The organism is Amycolatopsis sp. cmx-11-51 (genome assembly GCF_047608665.1).
GTDB lineage: Bacteria > Actinomycetota > Actinomycetes > Mycobacteriales > Pseudonocardiaceae > Amycolatopsis.
Genome location: NZ_JADNQO010000001.1, coordinates 1,483,736 through 1,504,352, shown reverse-complemented (window position 1 = coordinate 1,504,352; position 20,617 = coordinate 1,483,736). Strand labels below are relative to the sequence as shown.

Sequence of the window (20,617 nt, the reverse complement as noted above, 5' to 3'; positions counted from 1 at the left end):
CCTAATTGCGTGCTTTCAAGGTCTGCAAAGCCAAATCGGCCGCCTGCGCGGACATCTCGCACAGCTGCGGCATGGTGAACGCGCCGGCGGTGACGGTGATGGCGCGCACCGCCAGCGTCTGTCCTCGAGCGACGCCGACGAGCGTCTCGCAATCACTCGGTTTCCCGGCGTCGCGGTAGTTCGTGACGGCGGGAAACCCGCCGACCGCCTTCGGCTCGGTCGTCATGCTGTTCTTGCGGCGCTTACCGGTGATCCACTCTTCTACGTCCGCGGTGATCGTGCGGACGTAGAAGGTGTGGAAGGGCTCCACGGCGTCCGCGTCGAAGACACAGGTCGGGCCGTCGATCGGTTCCGCGGCCACGCGCGGCTTGCTGTTGACCTTCAGCTGGTCGAGCTGCGCAGCGGTGACCAGGGCGCACGGATCGACGCCCTGAAGACTCAGTTCGGCAGGCCTGGCGGGCAGCGCGGACGCCTTGGCGCCCTGCGTGGCCGAAGCCAGCGCCGGTTCGTCGGGAAACGCCTGTCCGCCCGTGTCCGTGGCACATCCGGCCAGCGCGAGGGTGAGCACCCCGCCGGATACCAGCACACGGGGCCTACGCCCGGTGTACACCACGGTCCCCGAACGCGGCGGCCTTGTCCGCATCGCTGGTTTTGTACTCCTTAGCGGCCGTGCGGAGTTGCTTGACCAGCCCGCGAAGACCGGCGATGTACGCCTTGACCTGCGCGGCATACGACGTGTCGCCATCGGCCACCAGCTCGTTCCAGACGCTGGTCGCGTGCACGCTGACGGTGTCGTTGGCCGGGGTGTCGATCCGCAGCTGGTCGAGCCGCGTCAAAAGCTTGTCCTGCAGCGCGTCGACCTGCTGCTCGACGATCTTCGCCACTTCGAGCAGCTTCGACGGATCAACCCGGATATCGGCCACCGACGGCGGAACCGGGACCGCCGACGCGAGGTCCTGGACCTTGCTCGATCCTGACATTCCCCACCCCTTAGAAGTACGCACGGTGACCGTTCGCCCTGCCGAGGCTACCAACGCCGATGTATCGGTTGCCTAAGCTTTGCAGGAAATACCGGTTTGACGCACCGGGCGCCGGGACGGTTCCGTCCGAAATTCACGAGACCCCAGATTTCACGAGACCGGGGCGGCGATCTCTCCCTTGGCGGCGAGCAGGGCGATGTCGGTGCGGTGGTGCGAGCCGGCCAGGTGGACCTTCTCGACCGTCGCGTAGGCGTCCTTGCGAGCGGACTTCAGGTTCTTGCCGGTGCCGACGACCGACAGCACGCGGCCACCGGAGGAGACCACGGCGCCATCGTCACGGCGACGGGTGCCGGCGTGGAGCACGCCTTCGATCTCGCCACCGGTGATGACGTCACCGGTCCTCGGCTTGCCGGGGTAGCCGTCGGCGGCGAGCACGACGGTGACCGCCGCACCCGAGTCCCAGTCCAGCGGCGGCAGGTCGGCGAGCTTGCCGGTCGCCGTCGCGTGCAGGACCTGGCCGAGCGGGCTGCGCAGCAGCGCCAGGACGACCTGGGTCTCCGGGTCGCCGAAGCGGCAGTTGAACTCGATGACCTGCGGGCCTTCGGTGGTCAGCGCGAGACCGGCGTAGAGCAGGCCGGAGAAGGTGGCGCCGCGGTTGTCGAGTTCGTCGACCACGGGCTGGACGATCCGCTCGACGACGTCGTCGACCAGGTTTTTCGGCGCCCACGGCAGCGGCGCGTACGCACCCATGCCGCCGGTGTTCGGGCCCGCGTCGCCGTCGCCGACGCGCTTGAAGTCCTGCGCGGGCAGCAGGGGGACGACCGTGCGGCCGTCGACGAAGCAGAAGAGAGAGGCCTCCGGACCGTCCAAAAAGGACTCCAGGAGCACCGGGTGGCCGCCGTCGAGCAGCATCAGGGCGTGCTTGCGCGCGACGTCGAAGTCCGTGGTGACCACGACGCCCTTGCCGGCGGCGAGGCCGTCGTCCTTGACCACCCAGATGGGGCCGAAGCGGCCGAGCGCGGCGTCGAGGCGGGCCGGGTTGTCGACCACCTCGCAGTGCGCTGTCGACACCTTCGCGGCCGCCATGACGTCCTTCGCGAACGCCTTCGAGCCCTCGATCCGGGCCGCGGACGCGGACGGGCCGAAGCAGGCGATGCCCGCCTTGCGGACCGCGTCGGCGACTCCCGCCACCAGCGGGACCTCGGGACCGACCACCACCAGGTCCGCCTGCCACTGCTTGGCCAGGGCGGAGACCGATTCGGGATCGGCCGCGTCGACGCCGAGCTGCTCGGCCACCGAAGAGGTGCCGGCGTTGCCCGGGGCACAGGCCAGTGCGGTGACGGAAGGGTCTTCCGCGACCGCGAGGACAAGTGCATGCTCACGGGCGCCGGACCCGATTACCAGTACGCGCACGACGCACAGGGTAACCGGGCCGGTGAGGACCTGTTGGCGGAGCCACGTGAAACCCGCCCCCGGCCGGCGGCCCCGCTATCGTGGCGGCGGGGCAGCCGCCGTCTGACCTGCGAAAACACGAACCTGCCCCGGCGACGCGATCGCGGTCGCGGGTTCACCGATCGACACAGCCCGAACACGTCGCCGTCCTCGTGCGGGTGGTTCCATCCGGCGTTCACCCGGCGGTCAGCACCCCGCCGGTCCGACTTCGCCGTCCGGACGCCTCCTGCGTCAAGGGTGGCGCGGTACCCGCGTTCAAGTCGAAAGAGGTTACCCACCATGCGAAAACGCCTGGGCGTGCTCGCCCTGTCCGGTCTCGCCGTACTCAGCGTCACAGGGCTGGCCGGCGCCGCCGAGACGGGTGCCCAAGAGGTGTCGGCACAGGCCAGGGGTCACGATGGTCCGGTGATCGTCGGACACCGCGGCGCCCCCGGCTACCGCCCGGAACACACGCTCGCCTCGTACGAGCTCGCCTACCGTCAGGGCGTCGACTGGGTCGACGTCGACCTGGTGCCCACCAAGGACGGCCAGCTGGTCGCCCGGCACGAGAACGAGATCGGCGGGACCACCGACGTCGCGAAGCACCCCGAGTTCGCGAACCGGAAGACGACGAAGGTCATCGACGGCGCGTCGTTCACCGGCTGGTTCACCGAGGACTTCACCCTCGCCGAGCTGAAGACCTTGCGCGCGACCGAGCGGATCCCGCAGCTGCGGCCGAACAACCGGCTCTACGACGGTCGCTACCAGATCGCCACCTACCAAGAGGTGCTCGACCTGACGCGCCGGCTGGGCCGCGAACTGCGCCGTGAGCTGGGGACCTACCCGGAGATCAAGCACTCGACCTACTTCTCCTCGATCAAGAACCCGACCGAGCCGAAGCTGGTCGAGCTGGTCAAGCGCAACGGGCTCAACCACCCGAAGGCGCCGGTGATCATCCAGTCGTTCGAGGTGTCGAACCTGATCGCGCTTTCGCGCCAGGTGCGGGTGCCGCTACTGCAGCTGACCTCGGCGACCGGCGCTCCGGCCGACTTCGTCGCGAAGGGCGACCCGCGGACGTACGCCGACCTCGTCACGCCGGTGGGCCTGAAGGAGATCTCGAAGTACGCGGACTACCTGGGCCCGGAGAAGGGACAGGTCATCCCCGTGGTGAACGGTGCGCTGGGGCAGCCGACGAGGCTCGTCGGCGACGCGCACCAGGCCGGCCTGAAGGTCGGGCCGTACACGTTCCGCAACGAGAACAACTTCCTCCCGCAGAACCTGCGCTCGTCGGCGAACCTCGCCGAGTGGGGCGACGCGTTCGCCGAGCAGGAGGCGTTTCTCAAGGCGGGTGTCGACGGGTACTTCGCCGACCACCCGGACACCGCACTGGAGGCCGTGAAGGCGTTCCGGGGGCGCTGATCGCAGCTTCGCGCGTGTTATGAACGGACCTTTCCTGACAGATCTTGTCCGGAAAGGTCCGTTCGTAACCCTGGGGTAGTTCCTGACGGGACCTTGACATGCGCAGATCGGCGGGCCTAATTTCGGCGGATCTCAATGGTCTGTCCGCATACCTTTTAAGTGGGTGCCCGATGGATGTCTCAGACGCCCGTGCCGCCGAACCCGCCGACGAAGACAGTGCCCGGCTCCACCAACTCGGCTACGCGCAGGAACTCCGGCGCACGATGTCGACCTTCTCCAACTTCGCCGTCTCCTTCACGATCATCTCGATCCTCTCCGGCTGCCTGACCCTCTACGGGTTCGGCATGAAGACCGGCGGTCCCGCCGCGATGATCTGGGGCTGGCCGCTGGTGGGCCTGTTCGTCATCCTCGTCGGGCTGGGCATGGCCGAGGTCTGCTCCAGCTACCCGACCGCGGGCGGGCTCTACTACTGGGCAGCGAAGCTGGCCCCGCGCAACGGCGCGGCCTGGGCATGGTTCACCGGCTGGTTCAACCTCATCGGGCAGATCGCGGTCACCGCGGGCATCGACTTCGGCGCGGCCCTGTTCCTCAACGCCTTCCTGGACCTGCAGTTCGGCTTCGAGGCGACGCCGGGTCACACGATCCTGCTGCTGGCGATCATCCTGGTGATCCACGGCTTGCTGAACACCTTCGGTGTGAAGATCGTCGCGCTGCTGAACACCGTCAGCGTGTGGTGGCACCTCGCGGGTGTGCTGGTCATCGTCGGGGTGCTGATCATCGTGCCCGAGAAGCACCAGGACGAGTCCTTCGTCTTCGGCGAGTTCGTGAACAACACCGGCTGGGCGTCACCGGTCTACGTCTTCTTACTGGGCTTGCTGCTCGCGCAGTACACACTCACCGGATACGACGCCTCGGCCCACATGACCGAGGAGACCAAGAACGCGGCGAAGGCCGGGCCGCGCGGGATCATCAACTCCATCCTCGTCTCCTTGGTCGCCGGTTGGGTCCTGCTCATCGGCCTCACTTTCGCCATCCAGGACTACGAAGGCGCCGCCGGCTCCGAGACCGGGGTGCCGCCCGCGCAGATCTTCATCGACGCGACCGGCGCGACGACCGGCAAGTTCCTGTTGCTGATCTGCATCGGCGCGCAGCTGTTCTGCGGCATGGCGTCGGTGACGGCGAACTCGCGGATGATCTACGCGTTCGCCCGCGACGGCGCGATCCCGGGTTCGAAGTTCTGGCACCGCATCAACAAACGCACCCAGACGCCGACCAACGCGGTGTGGCTGGCCGCGGGCGGCGCACTCCTGCTCGCTCTGCCGTACCTGTGGAGCCAGACCGCCTACACCGCCGTGACCTCGATCGCGGTTGTCGGTTTGTACGTGGCCTACGTGATCCCGGTGTTCCTGCGGGTGCGCAAGGGCGACGACTTCGAGCCCGGACCGTGGAGCCTCGGCCGTTGGGGCAAGCTCATCGGGACCGTCGCGACGGTCTGGGTGTGCTTCATCTTCGTACTGTTCATGCTCCCGCAGGCAGCACCGATCACCATCGACAGTTTCAACTACACGCCGATCGCCTTCCTGGTCGTACTCGGTGGTGCGGCCGTGTGGTGGTTCGCCTCGGCACGTAAGTGGTTCACGGGCCCGAAGGTGCAGGGCTCCGAGGAGGAACTCGCCGCCGTGGAACGGGAACTCAAGGAATTGGGGTAGCGGCGGCCTCCCGGGCGCGGCCGCCGCGGACTCCGGTCACCGCGGCCGCGCCGAGCGCGCCGACCCCGGCGAAGGCGTAGAAGCCCCACGGGTAAGCGATCCCGGCGGTCAGCAGCGCGCCGCCGAGGATCGGGCCGCAGATCGCGCCGATCCGGCCGACACCCGCCGCCCAGCCGATACCGGTGGCACGCTGCCAATCCGGGTACGTCTTGCCGATGTAGGCGTACACGAGCACCTGCGCGCTGAACACGAATCCGCCGGTGAGGAACACGGCCACGTACAGGCCGGCCGCGGGCAGTTTCACACTCAGCAAGGCCAGGAACACCGCCGCGCCGAGGAACCAGCAGATCACCGCCGGTCGCACGCCGACCTTGTCCGCCACCCGGCCCGCGATGAGCAGGCCGACGACACCGCCGAGGTTCAGCGTGAGCAGTAGTCCGAGCGCCGCGCCGAGCGGGTACCCGGCCTGGCGCATGATCTCCGGCAGCCAGGTGTTGAGCCCGTAGACCAGCAGCAGTCCCATGAACGACGTCACCCAGAACGCGAGAGTGGCGCGCAGGAGCCCGCCACGGAACAGGCCGCCGACGACGTCCGCCGCCGACTTGTCCCGCGTCTCCCGCGCCCGCTCGAAGGACTCGGATTCGGGCAGGTACTTGATCATCAGCGGCACCAGGACGAGCGCGGGCAGCGCGCCCGCGACGAACATCGCGCGCCAGCCGAGCGGCTGGATCAGCCAGATGCCGAGCAGGGCGGTGAGCACCGCGCCGACGTGGTAACCGGTCATCACCGTGGTGGTCGCACTGCCGCCCTTTCCCTGGCGGGCGTACTCGGTGACCAGCGCGATCGCCGTCGGGAGACAGCCGCCGAGGCCGAGGCCGGCGAGGAAGCGGAACAACCCGAAGAAGAACGCCGATGGCGCGATCGCGCAGAGCGCGGTGCACAAGGAGAAGGCGACGACCGCGATGATCAGCGCCTTCCGGCGGCCGATGAGATCGGTGATCGTGCCGATCGCCAGCGCGCCGATCATCATGCCGACCAGGCCGAACGTCGAGATCACCGATGCCGTGCCGGGTGTCAGCCCCCAGACGTGGTCACGGAGCAGTGCGGGCAGCACCGTGCCAAGGACGACCAGATCGAATCCGTCGAGCAGTACCGCCGTCCAGGCGAGCGGTACCACCCACGAACGGGCCGCGACAGGGGACATGGAGACCTCCAGCTGTGTTCGCTATGCGCACGAGTATGCACAATACGAACTCTGTGAGCAAGGCCACTGGACCCCTGGATGTCGCGAAAGGGGCTTTCGGGACACGTCTCAGGCCTCTACGAGGTCTCCCAGCACACGCCCAGGTGCGGAGCCGCTCTTCGGAACTCCGGATGCCGCTCTGGGTCGCGATGACCTCGGTCGCCCCGGCGTCGAAGTACCGGCGGATCTCGGCGGCGACGGTCTCCTCGTCCCCGGCGATCACCAGCTCCCCGGCGGAATCCACGCCCTGAGCGTCGAAGACCGCGCGGCAGGAGGGGATGTCGCGGAAGAACGCGTACGGCCGGTCGACCGTGGCGCGGTTGGCGTCGGGATCGTCGGTCACGACCACTGGGACCATCGCGATGATCCGCGGCGCCGGACGACCGGCCGCGGCCTTGGCGATCTCCGGGACGATCAGGTTCGAGAGCGCCGCCGGCCCCGGCGAGGAACGGGATCGTGCCGTCGGCGAGTTCGCCGGTGACGCGCAGCGCCTGCCGCCCCATCGCGGCGACGATCAGCGGGATGTCCGCGGCTCCGGCGACCTGCACCGAGGCCGCGAAACCCTTGGCCCGCGCGCTGACCGTCTCGCCGTGGAAGTCGATTCCGTCGCCGTCGAGCACCTCGCCTGAGGTATCAGGCGTTCCCTCGGCTCAGCCGAGGGAAGGGGCCCTCACGCGCCGGTTTTGAGTCCGTGAAGGACTCCTTGAGGGACTCTGGGTCCCTCAAGGAGTCCTTCACGGACCGCTGCCCCGTCTCGCGGAAGGCGGTCAGACGAACTCGTGTCGCACGATCGTCTGTTCCCGCCCAGGACCGACGCCGATCGCCGAGACCCGCGCGCCCGAAAGCTCCTCGAGCCGCTCGACGTACGCCCGCGCGTTCGCAGGCAGCTCCTCGAAGGTGCGGCAGCCCGAGATGTCCTCGAACCAGCCCGGCAGCTCTTCGTAGATCGGCAGCGCGTGGTGCACGTCGGTCTGCGTCATCGGCATGTCGTAGGTGCGGAAGCCGTCGACCTCGTAACCGACGCACACCGGCACCTTCTCCAGCCCGGACAGCACGTCCAGCTTGGTGAGGAAGTAGTCGGTGATGCCGTTGACCCGCACCGCGTAGCGCGCGATGACCGCGTCGAACCAGCCGGTGCGCCGCGAGCGGCCGGTGGTGACGCCGAACTCGCCGCCCTGCTTGCGCAGGTACTCGCCGGACTCGTCGTCCAGCTCGGTCGGGAACGGGCCGGAGCCGACGCGGGTCGTGTAGGCCTTCAGGATGCCCAGCACGGTGGTGATCTTGCCGGGGCCGATGCCCGAACCCGCGCTCGCGCCGCCGGACGTCGGGTTCGACGACGTCACGAACGGATAGGTGCCGTGGTCGACGTCGAGCAGGGTGCCCTGCGAGCCTTCGAGCAGCACGGTCTCGCCGCGTTCGAGGGCCAGGTTGAGCTGCAGGCGCGTGTCGGCGATGCGGTGCGCGAACTTCTCGCCCGCGGCCAGCACCTCGTCGGCGACCTGGTCGGCGTCGAGGGCCTTGCGGTTGTAGACCTTGACCAGCACCTGGTTCTTGAACTCCAGTGCCGACTCGACCTTCTGCCGGAAGATCTTCTCGTCGAGCAGGTCCTGCACGCGGACGCCGACGCGGGCGATCTTGTCCTGGTAGCAGGGGCCGATGCCGCGGCCGGTGGTGCCGATCTTGCGGCTACCGAGGTAACGCTCGGTGACCTTATCGATCTCCACGTGGTACGGCATGATCAAGTGCGCGTCGGCGGAGATCAGCAGCTTGCTGGTGTCGACGTCGCGTTCTTCCAGCCCGGCGAGCTCGTCGAGCAGCACACCCGGGTCGATCACGACGCCGTTGCCGATGACGTTGGTGACGCCCGGCGTGAGGATCCCGGACGGGATCAGGTGGAGGGCGAAGTTCTGCCCGTCGGGAAGGACTACGGTGTGGCCCGCGTTGTTACCGCCTTGGTAACGCACGATCCACTGGACGCGGTCGCCGAGCAGGTCGGTGGCCTTGCCCTTGCCCTCGTCCCCCCATTGGGCCCCGATCAGCACGATGGCCGGCATGTGACACTCCAGGTGTTCGGCGACTTGTGGTTTGGCGCTGGTAAATGCCGGTGCATGAGCGTAACGGAGGGCCTTCGGGTGCGCGGAATAGTGGTGGTCTGTCCGGAGGGCGAGCCCACCCTCCCGGAGATCGACGACGTCGAAATGGTGCGCGTCCCGAGCCGTCCCGGCAAGGCGGATATCGATCCCTTGCTGGGGGAACACGATCACCTGGTGGTCGCGGGCACCGACGCCGACCTCGCGGCGGTCGCGCTTCGACTGTTGCGAAAAGAACAGCTCACCGGCGTGTCGCTCGGATTCGTGCCGTCCTCGCCGGACTCCGACGTCGCCCGCGTCTGGAGCCTGCCGACCCAGCCACTGCGTGCTCTCGCGCTCGCGCTGCGTGGCGAGGTGGACCCGGTGCCGTTGATCCGCGACGACACCGGCGGCGTGCTCGTCGGCCGCGGCGTGGTCGGGATGGTGCGCGGGGTGGCCTACTGCGACGAGCACGCCGTCCTGCGCGGGCCCGCGCGCTCGATCGAGGTCGAACCGGACGCGAGCGGGCCGGGACTGATGGTCCGGGTGACCAAGGGGACGTTGTTCAAACGGCCTTCGACGCAGTACGCGCGGGCGTTCCAGCTCGGCTGCATCCCGACCCGGCCGAGCAGCGACGGCGTCGTCCACCCGCGCGCGATGAGCCGGTGGACCTGGTACCGGCACACCGAGGACCTCCGGCTGGTCCGCGGGCTGGTGTAGCCCGTCCGGCCCAGAACCATCCGCTGGACTTTCCGAATTTCTTTCGATGGGCGTACACCGAATCCTGCCTGTTCGCGACACCCTCTGTTCACGAATGGCCGCCCACGGTGTCACCCGATGGTGTTGCGCAGGTCATATCCGTATCGCAAGGTGACTTGGTCCCCACACCTGACACGGAGGCAGCAACATGCCAACCGGGCTTGCTGTTCGTCGCTCACTCACCGTTCTCGCCGTCTCGGTGATCGTCTCGGCAGGCGTCGTCGGCGTCGCCGAAGCGACACCCCCGGGCATTCCGTCGACCGCGACCGCCAAGACGCAGCTCGCCGCGTTGACCGTCCGGCCGGACGGCTCGTCGAGCGGGTACAGCCGCGACAAGTTCCCGCATTGGGCCGACCAGGGCAACAGCTGCAACACTCGCGAGGTCGTGCTGAAGCGGGACGGCACGAACGTGCAGCAGGACAGCGGTTGCGCCGCCGTTTCCGGCAGCTGGTTCAGCCCGTACGACGATGCCACGTGGCGCGCGGCGTCCGATGTGGACATCGACCACGTCGTCCCGCTGTCGGCCGCCTGGCGCACCGGGGCTTCTTCGTGGACCACCGCGCAGCGACAGGCCTTCGCGAACGACCTCAGCGCGCCGCAGCTGATCGCCGTCACCGACAACGTCAACCAGGAGAAGGGCGACAAGTCGCCGGACGCCTGGAAGCCGCCGGCCACCGGTTACTGGTGCACCTACGCGAAGATGTGGACCACGGTGAAGCACAAGTACAAGCTCACCATCAAGACGGCCGAGAAGACCGCACTGACGGACATGCTCAACCGCTGCTGACCTCCCACGTACATGAAGGCCCCCATCCAGGCGCGAGGATGGGGACCTTCATGTACTCCCCTGACTGCCGAGCGGGATCATGAGATGTTTCGCGGGCTGGGAGTGGCGCTCGGCATGTGGGCCGCCCTCAAGTCGCGTGATTAGCGTGAATCGGTTCGGCGCAGGGAAAACGCGCCCGTTCCCCGCTGGCGGCCACCCGGTGTCCCACCCCGCCACATCCCTTCTGGGCCTTGTCCGCCCTCGGCGCGGAATCCCAGCTCGGCTCCGGCTATCTGACCGTCCACAAGGGAACGACGGTCGTCGACCCGGCGGCACCGGGACCATGCTCGGCTCGCTGTCGGCGGGCCTGCCGCAACTGATACCGCCGCAGGGCGCGGACCAGTTCGTCGACACCGGAACGGTGGAGGCGGCCGACGCCGGACGAGCGCTGCTCGGGGATCAAGTGACCGCGGACGCCGAGTCAGCCTCAAGACCTCACGCGCGACGATGTCGTTCCGCCGGAGCGGAAGCGCGTTGGTCCGCGGCCGGGTGAAGGCCCCGGCTGATCGCGCGGACGTGTGCGGGCCGAGCGCGAACCGGCACTGTCGCAAAAGGACATCGGACGCGCGGGCGACGTTCGGCTCGGTCAACCTGGCCTCGACGAGGGTGTGCGCCTCGGTCTCACCTGGGAAGCTCGCGCCGGACGCGACAAAGACCCGGCGTTCCTCATCGGCCGAAACGCGCGTTTCGGCGCCGAGGAAGGAAACGAGTCCGGCTTCCTGAAGTTCGAGCAGTTCTTCGAGCCGCCGAAGAACCATCCGAAGAGGACGTCGAGCGACGCAGCGAAGAACTCGAAGGCGGCTTTGGCCCGGGAAGTGTTCACGACCGATGGCTGTTCGTCCATTTGGCCTATGGGGTCAGCGCGCCATGACGGTCGCACAGCGGAGTTGAAGCGCGTTTGGACACACCTCCGCGCACAGGCCGCGAGGGCTCGCGTGAGTCGTCGTCACGCCGTCGGAATCCGAAGTCGAGCGGCGCGGCTACACCCGAATTTTGCTGACGACAGGAGTGAAAAGCCGAAAACCGCTGGTCTAGACCTTGATACGGGCCCTCGGGACATCGGCGGCTCCTGGCCGCTCCCTTCGAAAAAGATCTCTGCCCCAGAAACCCGGCGAAAGAACCTAGCCAATCACCAACAGTCAGGAGACACTTACGTGAACGAATGACGCTTCGTGACGAGCTCGTGACCGCGTTACTCTCGGTCACGAGTTTGTCGCGTAATAAGGACCCTATTGGGGGCAACATGGCTTCGGCCGGACGGGTCACCTACCGCGAGGTGTTCGGCGTAGCCGAGTTCCGTTCACTCTGGTTCGCCGAGCTGTTCTCGATCTTCGGCGACCAGCTCGCCAGAGTCGCTCTCTCGGTCCTCGTCTTCTCCGAAACCCGCTCCGCGACCCTGACCGGTCTCACCTACGCGCTGACCTACGCCCCCTCGCTGCTCGGCGGCATCTTCCTCACCGGCTTCGCCGATCGCTTCCCCCGGCGAGCCGTGATGGTGACCGTGGACCTGCTGCGGGCCGCGCTGATCGCGCTGGTCGCCGTCCCGGTACTGCCGTTCTGGGTCCTGTGTGTCCTCGTCGGCGCCGTCTCGCTGCTGAACCCGCCGTTCAAGGCCGCCCAGCTGGCCCTGCTCCCGCAGATCCTCGAAGGCGACCGGTTCGTCGTCGGCATGGCGATCCGCAGCATGACCGTCCAATCGGCCCAGTTGGCCGGATTCGCCGGCGGCGGGCTCCTGCTGACCACACTCGAACCCCAGATCGCCCTCGCGCTGGACGCGATCACGTTCCTGATCTCGGCGCTGTTCGTCCGGCTGGGACTGGCCGCCCGCCCCGCCGCGGCGACGGGCGAGAAGCGCAAGTCGTTCTTCGCGTCGATCGGCTCGGGCGGGAAGATCGTCTTCGCCAGCTCGGGACTACGCTCGTTGCTGCTGTTCACCTGGCTGATGGGCCTGCTGCCGGTGTACGAGGGCATCGCGGCGCCCTATGTCGCCTCGTCGGGCGGCGGCCCCGAAGTCATCGGCCTGTTGCTGGCCGCCGACCCCATCGGCAGCGTGATCGGCGCGTTCATCTACTCGCGCTGGGTGCCGGCGCACGTCAGACCGAAACTGATCGGGCCGCTTTCGGCCTTGACCGCGGTCCCGCTGTTGTTCTGCTTCCTGCAACCGGGTCCGCTGTCGTCGATCGTGTTGTTCGTGGTCTGCGGCGGCTTCGGCACGGTGGCGCTGATGCAGGCGACGGCGTCACTGACGCTGGCCGTGCCGGACGAGAGCCGGGCACAGGTGATGGGACTGTCGAACACCGGTCTGACCACGACGATGGGCGTCAGCCCGCTGATCGGCGGCGTCCTGGCGGATCAGGTCGGCCCGCAGTCGACGGTCGGCCTCTTCGGGCTTGCGGGGTTGGTGCTGACGATCCCGCTCGCGCTGAGCTGGGGGCGGAACCTCAACGGTGATCCGGAACGGTGGCAGGAAAAAGACGCCGCACGCGCGGAACATTGAGGTGTTCCACGCGCCGGCCCGATCGCGCGGCCATCTGGCGCACGCCCCAGTTCACTGATCCCTACCGGCCATCGCTGGCACCTTTCCCTCGACCACTCAGAGAAAAGTACACACCTAGGGCCCTTGTCGACAGCCCGCAAGTCGGTAGAAGCTGTCCGTAAGTAGGGGGTTTCGGAGAATGACGCAAGAGTCAGGGGGAAAGATGATCACATCGGAGGAACGCGCTGGACATCGTTCGGCTCTCACGGTAGCGACGTGGGAGCTGTGGAAGAGGCCTGAGCACTGGATCGCCTACACCGGGCTGTCCGTGGCGACGATGCTGGCACTGACGGGGGTCTTCGCCACATCCATCGCCATCACGTCTTCGCAGGTCTTGCTGTGTTTCCTGCTCGCGGGGCTCGCCATCGCCCACACCGAGGCGACCCGCCGGATCGAGCGGCAGAGGCGCAGCATGAGCGTCACCCCGCACATCAACATGACCTCGGTCTGGGTGCTGCCCGGCGCGATTCTGCTGCCGCCCCAGTTGACCGCACTTCTCGTGACCGTGATCTATCTTCACCTCGGATATCGCAGTTGGGCAGGCCTTCGCACGGTCAACCCCCACCGAACTGTGGCGAACGCCACCTCCATGACGTTGACCGCTTTCGCCGCTTGGGCGGCCGTGCAGGTCGTCGGCGCCGACGTGGCGTCGGTGACGTCGATCTGCGCCGCGAGCCTCGCCTTCTTCCTGATGAACGCCGTCTTCACCGGTACCGGGCTGTACTTCGCGGCGCCGAAGAAGGCGACGATCCAGACGCTCCTCGGTTCGTGGGACGACAACATCCTCGAAGCGTCGACGGTCTGCATCGGCGCGCTGGTGCTCGCCGTGCTACCTCAGCAGCCGGTGCTCGTGCTGCTCGTCTTCCTGCCGCTGTACCTGCTGCAGCGTTCGGTGCTGATCAAGCAGCTCGAAGAACTCGCCACCACCGACCAGAAGACCCAGCTGCTCAACGCCACCACCTGGCAGCAGGGCGCCGTCCGCGAGGTCGCGCGCGCCGAGCGCGAGAACGGCCAGTTCGGCGCGCTGATGATCGACCTCGACCACTTCAAGAGCATCAACGACACCTACGGCCACCTGGCGGGCGACGACGTGCTCAAGGGCGTCGCGGCGCTGGTCAAGGGCGAAACCCGGGCGCAGGACCTCGCCGGCCGCTTCGGCGGTGAGGAGTTCGTCGTACTCCTGACCTCGTCTTCGAAGCAGGAGTCCGTCGCGGTCGCCGAGCGCATCCGGCAGCGGATCAGCGAAATGGTCATCAGGACTCAGGACAACGAGGGCAACCACGTGGTCATCGAGCAGCGGACGGCGTCGGTCGGCGTCGCGGCATTCCCGCTCGACGGCCGGACGATCGACGAGGTCATGGCCTCGGCCGACGCGTCCGTCTACGCGGCGAAACGCAACGGACGCAACCGCGTCGTGTCCTCACCGGACCTGGCGGCGGTCGCCGAAGAGGCTGAAAAGTCTCTGGAGGCCGTCGCGGCTTAACGCAACCGTTCCATCACGTCGGCGGCCTCGGTCCTGAGGCGGACCACGCCGCCGACGGTGAATTCGGTGAGCAGGTCGATGAGCGCGTCCGCGTCGGGCGGCTCGCCGTCCCAGCTCGCCTGGACGAGTGCTTCGGTCATCGCGAAGAACAAGGTGACCAGGGCCTTGTCCGCACGGCCAGAGTCGACGCCGTGGCGCGCCCAGCGCTGACGGCTCGCCTCGGTGTAGACACCCGCGAGCCGCTCCCGCAGCCGGGTGAGGGCCGGATCGCCCATGCGTTCCGCCTCGCGCAGCACCGGGAACGCGTCGGGGTTCGCCGCGACGAAGGCGAACATGTTGGCGTAGTTGCCGCGCGCCCAAGATCGGAGTTCAGGCTGCGAAAGGTCGAGGGCGGGCGCGCCGATCGCCTCGAAGGCCCGCTCCTCGATATCCGCCACGACCTGCGCGAACAGTGTCGTACGGTCGCTGAACTGCTCGTAGACGGCTTGACGGGACACCCCCGCGCGCCGGGCGATCTGCTCGATCGTCGCGGCCTGCGCGCCGTGCGCGGCGAAGACACCGGCCGCCGAAGTCAGCACCCTGGCGCGTTGCTCACCGAGCGGGAGCTTGCGCGGTCTTCCTCTCGGCGCCGGACTTGACATTATGCGCCACCTCACTGACTCTCTTTTTCGACATCTCTGTCGAAAATGTTTGTGCTCAACGAGGAGCAAGCATGCGTCCAGGATCCCGGCGCGGTGTGTCCGCAGCCGTCTCAGCGGCCACCATCGCGGCCCTGCTGACCTTCGGGGCACAGCAGGCCGTCGCCGCCCCGTCCTTCTACGATCCCCCGTCGCCGTTGCCCGCGGGTGTTCCCGGCGACATCATCCGGCACGAACCGTCCACGTTCTACGTCGATCCCGTGAAACTCATCAAGGCCGACGCGAACGTTCAACGGATCATGTACCGCAGCACCGACACCCACGGCAGGCCCAACGCCGTGACCGGCACCGTCCTCACGCCGAAGAAGGCGTGGAACGGGCCCGGCGAGCGGCCGCTCATCGGCTACGCGGCCGGGACGCAGGGCGTCGGCGACCAGTGCGCGCCGTCGAAGGCCCTCTCCGCGGGCATGGAGTACGAAGGGCCCTTCATCGCCGGGCTGCTGCTTCGCGGCTACGGCATCGTCGTCACCGACTACGAGGGCCTCGGCACTCCTGGCGTTCACACGTACGTCAACCGCGTCGCAGAGGGCAACGCCGTCCTCGACTCGATCCGCGCGGCACAGCGCCTGCCCGAAGCGAACCTGCCGGACAGCGGCCCGGTCGCGACCGCGGGTTACTCGCAGGGCGGCGGGGCGTCGGCGTCGGCGGCCGAACTGCAGCCGTCGTACGCGCCCGAACTCAAGCTGAAGGGCTCGTACGCGGGCGCCGTCCCGGCGAACCTGGCCGAGGTCGGCAAGAACATCGACGGGCACTACGCCTTCGGGTTCCTCGGGTTCACGCTGGTCAGCATGGACGCGGCGTATCCGGAGCTGAAGATCCCGACCCTGCTCAACGCGAAGGGCGTCGAAGCGTTCGAGAAGGTCAAGCAGGAGTGCACCGTTGGCGCGATCTTCGGGCACGCGTTCACGCAGTCGAAGACCCTGACCAAGGACGGCAGGCCGCTGACCGCGTACCTCGGCGAAGAGCCGTTCAAGGCGCGGGTCGACGAGCAGCTCATCGGAGCGCGGAAACCGGGCGCGCCGACGCTGGTCGTCCACAGTGCACTCGACGACATCGTGCCCTACGCGCAGGGGCGGACCATGGCGCGCTCGTGGTGCGCGAAGGGTGCGAAGGTGCAGTTCTCGACTTCGCTGGTTCCGACGCACGTCGGCGGGGCGATCCGGGCGTTCCCAGAGGCTTTCGCTTGGCTTGAGGGTCGCTTCGCGGGGCTGCCCGCCTTCGGGAACTGCGGGTTGTTCTAGGGCCACCGATGTGATGACCGGAACTTTCCTTGCAAATTTTGCAAGGAAAGTTCCGGTCATCTCACGTCACTTGAGGCCGGTCGCCTCCGCGGCGGCGGGGTCCGAGTCGCTGAGGAAGGTCCTGCAGCGGTCGTACTCCTCGGACTCGCCGATCTTGCCGGCGGCCTTGCCGAGGACGGCGAGGGAACGCAGGAAGCCCTGGTTCGGGCGGTGCGCCCACGGCACCGGTCCGTGTCCCTTCCAGCCCGCGCGGCGAAGCTGGTCGAGGCCGCGGTGGTAACCGGTGCGGGCGTACGCGTAGGCGGCGACGGTCTCGCCTGCGTCGAACGCCTTCTCGGCGAGCGAAGCCCAGGCCTCGCTGTAGTCGGGGTGTTCGGCGGCGACGGCGGCCGGGTCGCTCCCGGCGTCCAGCGCCGCCTGCGCGGCGGTGTGCTCGGGAAGGTGCGTCGGCTGGGGGCCGAGGAGGTTCGTCATGCAGGCCATTGTGCCGACACGGTCTCCGAAGGGCGCCCTGCGCCCGACGGAGACTTCACATCGTGCTGTGATCAGAAGAACAGGCTGACGAGAATGCCCCCACCGGCCAGCACCAGAGCGGCGACGAGGACCGCCGCGACAAGTCGTTTCGGCATCATGGCGGCACACCTTGCCCCGCTTCGCGCGCCGGCCGCAAATCCGCCACCCCTACGGGTGAACCCCGATTTTCGACCCCAATTGCCCATCCCGTGACCTGGAGCAGGGAAGATGTCGGGCATGACAAAGGCGACAGAAGTGACCGGGGACCTCTCGCCGGGTGTCATCCCCCGCAGTCCGATCGCGAAGACGAGGCTGTTCTTCAAGCTGCACTGGCACCGTGGCGCGCCAGGACAGGCGACACCGGACTGGGTGCTGAACTTCTGCTACGGCATGTGGCTCGCCGCGTTCGCCTTCAAACTGGTGGGCTCGTCCTGGGACATGTCGTGGCATTTCATGTGGCTCCGGGACGACCTCGCCCCGCCGCACCTGATCAACACCGTCGGCACCGTGATCATCATGGTGCTGGTCGCGATCCACAGCTACACCGGGATGGGCGCCGATCGACGCTCGCTGCGGCTGATGCAGATCGGGCTCGTGGTGTTCCTCATCGCGGCGCCGCTGGACGTCATCAACCACCGCGTCAACGGCCTCGACCTGACCGCGTGGAGCCCGTCGCACATGATGCTTTACATCGGCACGGGCATCATGCAGGCGGGCGTGATCATGGGCTGGCTGAAGTACGCCAAGCCCGGCCGGACGCGCACCGGTGTCCTCATCGGACTGTGGGCGTTCTTCCTCGAGAACACCTTCTTCCCGAACGGTCAGCAGGAGTACGGCATCCTCGGCCTGCGCGCCTGGGAGCGCGGCACGCCCGAGGCGGAGCCCGAACTGCTGAACTTCGCCGCGAGCCAGATCGGGCACCCGGTCGACCGGGTGGCCGTCGAGTACTTCACGATGCCGATCGACGACTGGGTCTACCCGCTGTGGGGCATCGGCGTGATGGCGTTGATCTTCGCGCTCGCGCGGTACACGACCGGTTTCCGCTGGGCGGGCACCACGGTCGCGGCGGCCTATCTCGGTTACCGGCTGGTGATGTGGCCGCTGCTACTCGGGATGGGCTTCCCGATCTCGGTCGTGCCGTTCTACCTGCTCGCCGTCGGGCTCGCGGTCGACCTGGCGTTCCGCATCGGCCGAGGGCATCCGCTGCTGACGGCGGGGGTCGGCGCGCTGCTGGTGACGGCGTTCGGCTACGGGATGCTGTGGGTGCAGTCGCAGTTCCGGCCATGGATCCTCGGCGACGCGCATACGGAGTCGGCGCCGCCGGTGGCCTACTGGACGGCCGCGGTCTGCCTGGTCGGGGTCGGCGCGTTGTGGGCCGCCGCCGGGCCGGGGACGCGGGCGGTGAACTCGCGGCTGGAGAAACGCCGGAGCCGCACAGAGCTTCCGGCAGGCTGAGGTCTGGGTCCGTGAGGCTCAGGGTCTCGGCAGAGTCGAGGTCTTGCAGGTCGGGCGGCTCATCGTCGCGGGGTCATGCCGGTTGCGGAGCCGCATCGACCGATGTTCACGGACATGCCCCCGAGCGGGGAGGATTTCGGACGGTGAACGTCCCAAATCCTCCCCGCTCGGCCCTTGCGGGCACTAGCGATGAAAAGCCCGGATCAGCGACTTGCCGAGCCCCTGACCTTCAGGGTGGCAAGGAGGCCTCCACGGGTTTCCGCGAGGGTCAGGAGAGCTTGTTGCCCGCCGAACCCAGCGACTGAGCGGCCTCGACGATGCGAGCGGCCATGCCCGTCTCGGCGGCCTTCAAGTAGCTACGCGGGTCGTAGACCTTCTTGTTGCCGACCTCGCCGTCGATCTTCAGGACGCCGTCGTAGTTCTTGAAGAAGTGCTCCGCGATCGGACGCGTGAAGGCGTACTGCGTGTCGGTGTCGACGTTCATCTTCACGACGCCGTAGGACACCGCCTCGCGGATCTCCTCCGGCTGCGAACCGGAACCGCCGTGGAAGACCAGCTCGAACGGCTTCGAGCCGGCGGGGAGGCCGAGCTTCTTCGACGCCGCCTCCTGTCCGCCCTTGAGCACGTCCGGGCGCAACTTCACGTTGCCGGGCTTGTAGACGCCGTGCACGTTGCCGAAGGTCGCGGCCAGCAGGTAGCGGCCGTTCTCGCCGGAACCGAGCGCGTCGATCGTCTTCAGGAAGTCGCCCTCGGCGGTGTACAGCTTCTCGTTGATCTCGGCCTCGACGCCGTCTTCCTCGCCGCCGACGACGCCGATCTCGACCTCGAGGATGATGTTCGCGGCCGCGGCCTTGGCCAGCAGTTCCTGCGCGATCTCGAGGTTCTCGTCGAGGTCGATCGCGGAGCCGTCCCACATGTGGCTCTGGAACAGCGGGTTCCGGCCGTTCTTGACCCGCTCGGCCGAGATGTCGATCAGCGGGCGGACGAAGCCGTCGAGCTTGTCCTTCGGGCAGTGGTCGGTGTGCAGCGCGACGTTCACGTCGTACTTGGCGGCCACGACCTGGGCGAACTCGGCGAGCGCGACCGAACCGGTCACCATGTCCTTGACCTTCTGGCCGGACGCGAACTCCGCGCCGCCGGTGGAGAACTGGATGATCCCGTCGCTCTCCGCCTCGGCGAACCCGCGGATCGCGGCGTTCAGGGTCTCCGACGAGGTCACGTTGATGGCCGGGTAGGCGAATTCGTTCGCCTTCGCCCGGTCGAGCATCTCCGCGTAGACCTCGGGGGTGGCGATGGGCATCGTTTACTCCTCCTCGAAGCAGGCTGGTGCACCTCTCGGCCGCATCGTACGAGGTCGGCCGGGAGGTGCCTACAGCCGTCGCGTCAGAGCAGGACGCCGGCGAGCGCCCGGTAGACCGGCAGGGGGTCGGAGTTCAGTACCTGGATGTTCACGTGGTCCGCCCCGGCCTCGAGATGCGCGGTGACACCACGGGCGACGGCCTCCGCGTCGCCGTGGACGGCCAGCGCGTCGACCAGCTTGTCGCTGCCTTCGCCTGCCAGGTCCCCGTCGGTGAAACCGAGTTTGCGCAGGGAGTTCGTGTAGTTGACCAGGCCGAGGTAGAACGCCACGGACTTCCGGCCGACGGCGCGGGCCTTCGCCGGATCGGTCTCGAGGACGACCTTCTGCTCAGGCGCCAGCAGCGGTCCCTCGCCGAGGATCTCGCGCGCCTGACGCGTGTGCTCCGGCGTCATCAGGTACGGGTGGGCCCCCGCCGTGCGGTCTCCTGCGAGTTTGATCACCTTCGGGCCGAGAGCCGCCAGCGCGCGGCCTTCGACGGGCACTCCGGCGGCGTCGAGAGCGTCGAGGTACTCGACGAGCGCGACGTACGGCTTCTTGAACTCCGCGGTGTGCTCCGGGTGCCCGGCGCCGACACCGAGCAGGAAGCGCTCCGGGTGCTTCGCGGCGACGCGCTTGTACGCCTCCGCGACCGTGGCCGCGTCGTCCTTCCAGATGTTGACGATGCCGGTGGCCACCTTGATCGACTTCGTCGCGTCGAGGAGTTCCTCCGCCTTCGCGAGGTCGCCGGACGGCGAGCCGCCGATCCAGATGGCGCCGTAGCCGAGTTCTTCCACCTCGCGTGCGAGCTCGGGGGTGAGCACGCCTTCGAGCTGCCAGATACCGATTCTGCCGAGTTCGAGTCCCATGATCCGAGCTAACACCAACCCCTGCCGATGTCTTCCCTTAAGTTCGGGAC

General features: G+C 67.9%; 18 protein-coding genes and 1 pseudogene. 9 read left to right on the top strand and 10 right to left on the bottom strand.

The window, feature by feature from the left end; all coding sequences use genetic code 11:
• Position 1: 1 nt before the first annotated feature.
• The 3 genes from ACM6LU_RS07575 to purD form a co-directional block, all read right to left on the bottom strand.
• On the bottom strand, positions 2–643 hold the full coding sequence (locus ACM6LU_RS07575) for a DUF3558 domain-containing protein (RefSeq protein ID WP_414936810.1): 642 nt from the start codon (positions 641–643) through the stop codon (positions 2–4).
• On the bottom strand, positions 594–980 hold the full coding sequence (locus tag ACM6LU_RS07570) for a hypothetical protein (RefSeq protein WP_409496450.1): 387 nt from the start codon (positions 978–980) through the stop codon (positions 594–596). Before ACM6LU_RS07570 ends, ACM6LU_RS07575 begins: the two co-directional genes overlap by 50 nt.
• A gap of 150 nt (positions 981–1,130) precedes the next feature.
• Positions 1,131–2,393, bottom strand: coding sequence for a phosphoribosylamine--glycine ligase (gene purD, locus ACM6LU_RS07565; RefSeq protein ID WP_414936809.1), 1,263 nt, complete (start codon positions 2,391–2,393; stop codon positions 1,131–1,133).
• A 318-nt stretch (positions 2,394–2,711) separates the two neighbouring features.
• Between purD and ACM6LU_RS07560 the strand changes: the two genes are divergently transcribed.
• Together ACM6LU_RS07560 and ACM6LU_RS07555 are read left to right on the top strand one after the other, a co-directional pair.
• On the top strand, positions 2,712–3,830 hold the full coding sequence (locus ACM6LU_RS07560; RefSeq protein WP_414936808.1) for a glycerophosphodiester phosphodiesterase: 1,119 nt from the start codon (positions 2,712–2,714) through the stop codon (positions 3,828–3,830).
• 170 nt (positions 3,831–4,000) lie between these two features.
• On the top strand, positions 4,001–5,539 hold the full coding sequence (locus ACM6LU_RS07555) for an amino acid permease (RefSeq protein WP_414936807.1): 1,539 nt from the start codon (positions 4,001–4,003) through the stop codon (positions 5,537–5,539).
• Here the strand turns inward: ACM6LU_RS07555 and ACM6LU_RS07550 are convergent.
• A complete protein-coding gene (locus ACM6LU_RS07550) occupies positions 5,523–6,743 on the bottom strand; it encodes an MFS transporter (protein ID WP_414936806.1) in 1,221 nt (406 codons plus the stop codon). The two genes, ACM6LU_RS07555 and ACM6LU_RS07550, sit on opposite strands and share 17 nt — an antisense overlap.
• Positions 6,744–7,060: 317 nt before the next feature.
• On the opposite strand from ACM6LU_RS07550, the gene ACM6LU_RS07545 reads away from it, so the two are divergent.
• On the top strand, positions 7,061–7,411 hold the full coding sequence (locus tag ACM6LU_RS07545) for a hypothetical protein (RefSeq protein WP_414936805.1): 351 nt from the start codon (positions 7,061–7,063) through the stop codon (positions 7,409–7,411).
• A 138-nt stretch (positions 7,412–7,549) separates the two neighbouring features.
• Here ACM6LU_RS07545 and ACM6LU_RS07540 read toward each other — a convergent pair whose 3' ends face one another.
• The gene (locus ACM6LU_RS07540) at positions 7,550–8,836 is read right to left on the bottom strand and encodes an adenylosuccinate synthase (RefSeq protein WP_414936804.1); all 1,287 of its coding nucleotides are present in this window, start codon (positions 8,834–8,836) and stop codon (positions 7,550–7,552) included.
• Positions 8,837–8,890: 54 nt separating this feature from the next.
• Here ACM6LU_RS07540 and ACM6LU_RS07535 point away from each other — a divergent pair, with 54 nt between their 5' ends.
• Positions 8,891–9,571 (top strand): hypothetical protein, encoded by a 681-nt coding sequence (locus tag ACM6LU_RS07535; protein WP_414936803.1) that lies wholly within the window; start codon positions 8,891–8,893, stop codon positions 9,569–9,571.
• A 187-nt stretch (positions 9,572–9,758) separates the two neighbouring features.
• The gene (locus ACM6LU_RS07530; RefSeq protein ID WP_414936802.1) at positions 9,759–10,397 is read left to right on the top strand and encodes an HNH endonuclease family protein; all 639 of its coding nucleotides are present in this window, start codon (positions 9,759–9,761) and stop codon (positions 10,395–10,397) included.
• A gap of 461 nt (positions 10,398–10,858) precedes the next feature.
• Here the strand turns inward: ACM6LU_RS07530 and ACM6LU_RS07525 are convergent.
• Positions 10,859–11,185 (bottom strand): annotated as a pseudogene (locus ACM6LU_RS07525) (adenylate cyclase); the annotation flags it as partial.
• 494 nt (positions 11,186–11,679) lie between these two features.
• On the opposite strand from ACM6LU_RS07525, the gene ACM6LU_RS07520 reads away from it, so the two are divergent.
• On the top strand, positions 11,680–12,933 hold the full coding sequence (locus tag ACM6LU_RS07520; RefSeq protein ID WP_414936801.1) for an MFS transporter: 1,254 nt from the start codon (positions 11,680–11,682) through the stop codon (positions 12,931–12,933).
• Positions 12,934–13,135: 202 nt separating this feature from the next.
• Positions 13,136–14,455, top strand: a complete 1,320-nt coding sequence (locus ACM6LU_RS07515) for a GGDEF domain-containing protein (protein WP_414936800.1) — start codon at positions 13,136–13,138, stop codon at positions 14,453–14,455.
• Here ACM6LU_RS07515 and ACM6LU_RS07510 read toward each other — a convergent pair.
• The gene (locus ACM6LU_RS07510) at positions 14,452–15,033 is read right to left on the bottom strand and encodes a TetR/AcrR family transcriptional regulator (RefSeq protein WP_414937122.1); all 582 of its coding nucleotides are present in this window, start codon (positions 15,031–15,033) and stop codon (positions 14,452–14,454) included. The genes ACM6LU_RS07515 and ACM6LU_RS07510 overlap by 4 nt on opposite strands.
• A gap of 134 nt (positions 15,034–15,167) precedes the next feature.
• Here ACM6LU_RS07510 and ACM6LU_RS07505 point away from each other — a divergent pair, with 134 nt between their 5' ends.
• Positions 15,168–16,394 carry a lipase family protein gene (locus ACM6LU_RS07505; protein ID WP_414936799.1) on the top strand — a complete coding sequence of 409 codons (1,227 nt, stop codon included), beginning with the start codon at positions 15,168–15,170 and terminating at the stop codon, positions 16,392–16,394.
• Positions 16,395–16,460: 66 nt separating this feature from the next.
• Here ACM6LU_RS07505 and ACM6LU_RS07500 read toward each other — a convergent pair whose 3' ends face one another.
• Complete coding sequence (locus ACM6LU_RS07500; protein WP_414936798.1) at positions 16,461–16,868, bottom strand: DUF3151 domain-containing protein; 408 nt, start codon at positions 16,866–16,868, stop codon at positions 16,461–16,463.
• A 276-nt stretch (positions 16,869–17,144) separates the two neighbouring features.
• Here ACM6LU_RS07500 and ACM6LU_RS07495 point away from each other — a divergent pair, with 276 nt between their 5' ends.
• Positions 17,145–18,362, top strand: coding sequence for a hypothetical protein (locus ACM6LU_RS07495; protein ID WP_414936797.1), 1,218 nt, complete (start codon positions 17,145–17,147; stop codon positions 18,360–18,362).
• A gap of 268 nt (positions 18,363–18,630) precedes the next feature.
• Here the strand turns inward: ACM6LU_RS07495 and fbaA are convergent, their stop codons facing one another.
• Both fbaA and ACM6LU_RS07485 read right to left on the bottom strand, forming a co-directional pair.
• Positions 18,631–19,662: a class II fructose-bisphosphate aldolase gene (gene fbaA / locus ACM6LU_RS07490; protein WP_414936796.1), complete on the bottom strand. Its 1,032-nt coding sequence runs from the start codon at positions 19,660–19,662 to the stop codon at positions 18,631–18,633.
• Between the two features lie 83 nt (positions 19,663–19,745).
• Complete coding sequence (locus ACM6LU_RS07485) at positions 19,746–20,567, bottom strand: LLM class F420-dependent oxidoreductase (RefSeq protein ID WP_414936795.1); 822 nt, start codon at positions 20,565–20,567, stop codon at positions 19,746–19,748.
• Between the last annotated feature and the right edge of the window lie 50 nt (positions 20,568–20,617).

Excerpts from the sequence above, each read along its gene's own strand:
- ACM6LU_RS07505 (WP_414936799.1), top strand. The coding sequence starts at position 15,168 with ATGCGTCCAGGATCCCGGCGCGGTGTGTCCGCAGCCGTCTCAGCGGCC.
- ACM6LU_RS07530 (WP_414936802.1), top strand. The coding sequence starts at position 9,759 with ATGCCAACCGGGCTTGCTGTTCGTCGCTCACTCACCGTTCTCGCCGTC.
- ACM6LU_RS07500 (WP_414936798.1), bottom strand. The coding sequence starts at position 16,868 with ATGACGAACCTCCTCGGCCCCCAGCCGACGCACCTTCCCGAGCACACC.
- ACM6LU_RS07555 (WP_414936807.1), top strand. The coding sequence starts at position 4,001 with ATGGATGTCTCAGACGCCCGTGCCGCCGAACCCGCCGACGAAGACAGT.
- ACM6LU_RS07535 (WP_414936803.1), top strand. The coding sequence starts at position 8,891 with ATGAGCGTAACGGAGGGCCTTCGGGTGCGCGGAATAGTGGTGGTCTGT.
- fbaA (WP_414936796.1), bottom strand. The coding sequence starts at position 19,662 with ATGCCCATCGCCACCCCCGAGGTCTACGCGGAGATGCTCGACCGGGCG.
- ACM6LU_RS07560 (WP_414936808.1), top strand. The coding sequence starts at position 2,712 with ATGCGAAAACGCCTGGGCGTGCTCGCCCTGTCCGGTCTCGCCGTACTC.
- ACM6LU_RS07485 (WP_414936795.1), bottom strand. The coding sequence starts at position 20,567 with ATGGGACTCGAACTCGGCAGAATCGGTATCTGGCAGCTCGAAGGCGTG.
- ACM6LU_RS07520 (WP_414936801.1), top strand. The coding sequence starts at position 11,680 with ATGGCTTCGGCCGGACGGGTCACCTACCGCGAGGTGTTCGGCGTAGCC.
- ACM6LU_RS07495 (WP_414936797.1), top strand. The coding sequence starts at position 17,145 with ATGACAAAGGCGACAGAAGTGACCGGGGACCTCTCGCCGGGTGTCATC.
- ACM6LU_RS07540 (WP_414936804.1), bottom strand. The coding sequence starts at position 8,836 with ATGCCGGCCATCGTGCTGATCGGGGCCCAATGGGGGGACGAGGGCAAG.
- ACM6LU_RS07545 (WP_414936805.1), top strand. The coding sequence starts at position 7,061 with ATGTCGCGGAAGAACGCGTACGGCCGGTCGACCGTGGCGCGGTTGGCG.
- ACM6LU_RS07515 (WP_414936800.1), top strand. The coding sequence starts at position 13,136 with ATGATCACATCGGAGGAACGCGCTGGACATCGTTCGGCTCTCACGGTA.
- ACM6LU_RS07550 (WP_414936806.1), bottom strand. The coding sequence starts at position 6,743 with ATGTCCCCTGTCGCGGCCCGTTCGTGGGTGGTACCGCTCGCCTGGACG.
- ACM6LU_RS07570 (WP_409496450.1), bottom strand. The coding sequence starts at position 980 with ATGTCAGGATCGAGCAAGGTCCAGGACCTCGCGTCGGCGGTCCCGGTT.
- ACM6LU_RS07575 (WP_414936810.1), bottom strand. The coding sequence starts at position 643 with ATGCGGACAAGGCCGCCGCGTTCGGGGACCGTGGTGTACACCGGGCGT.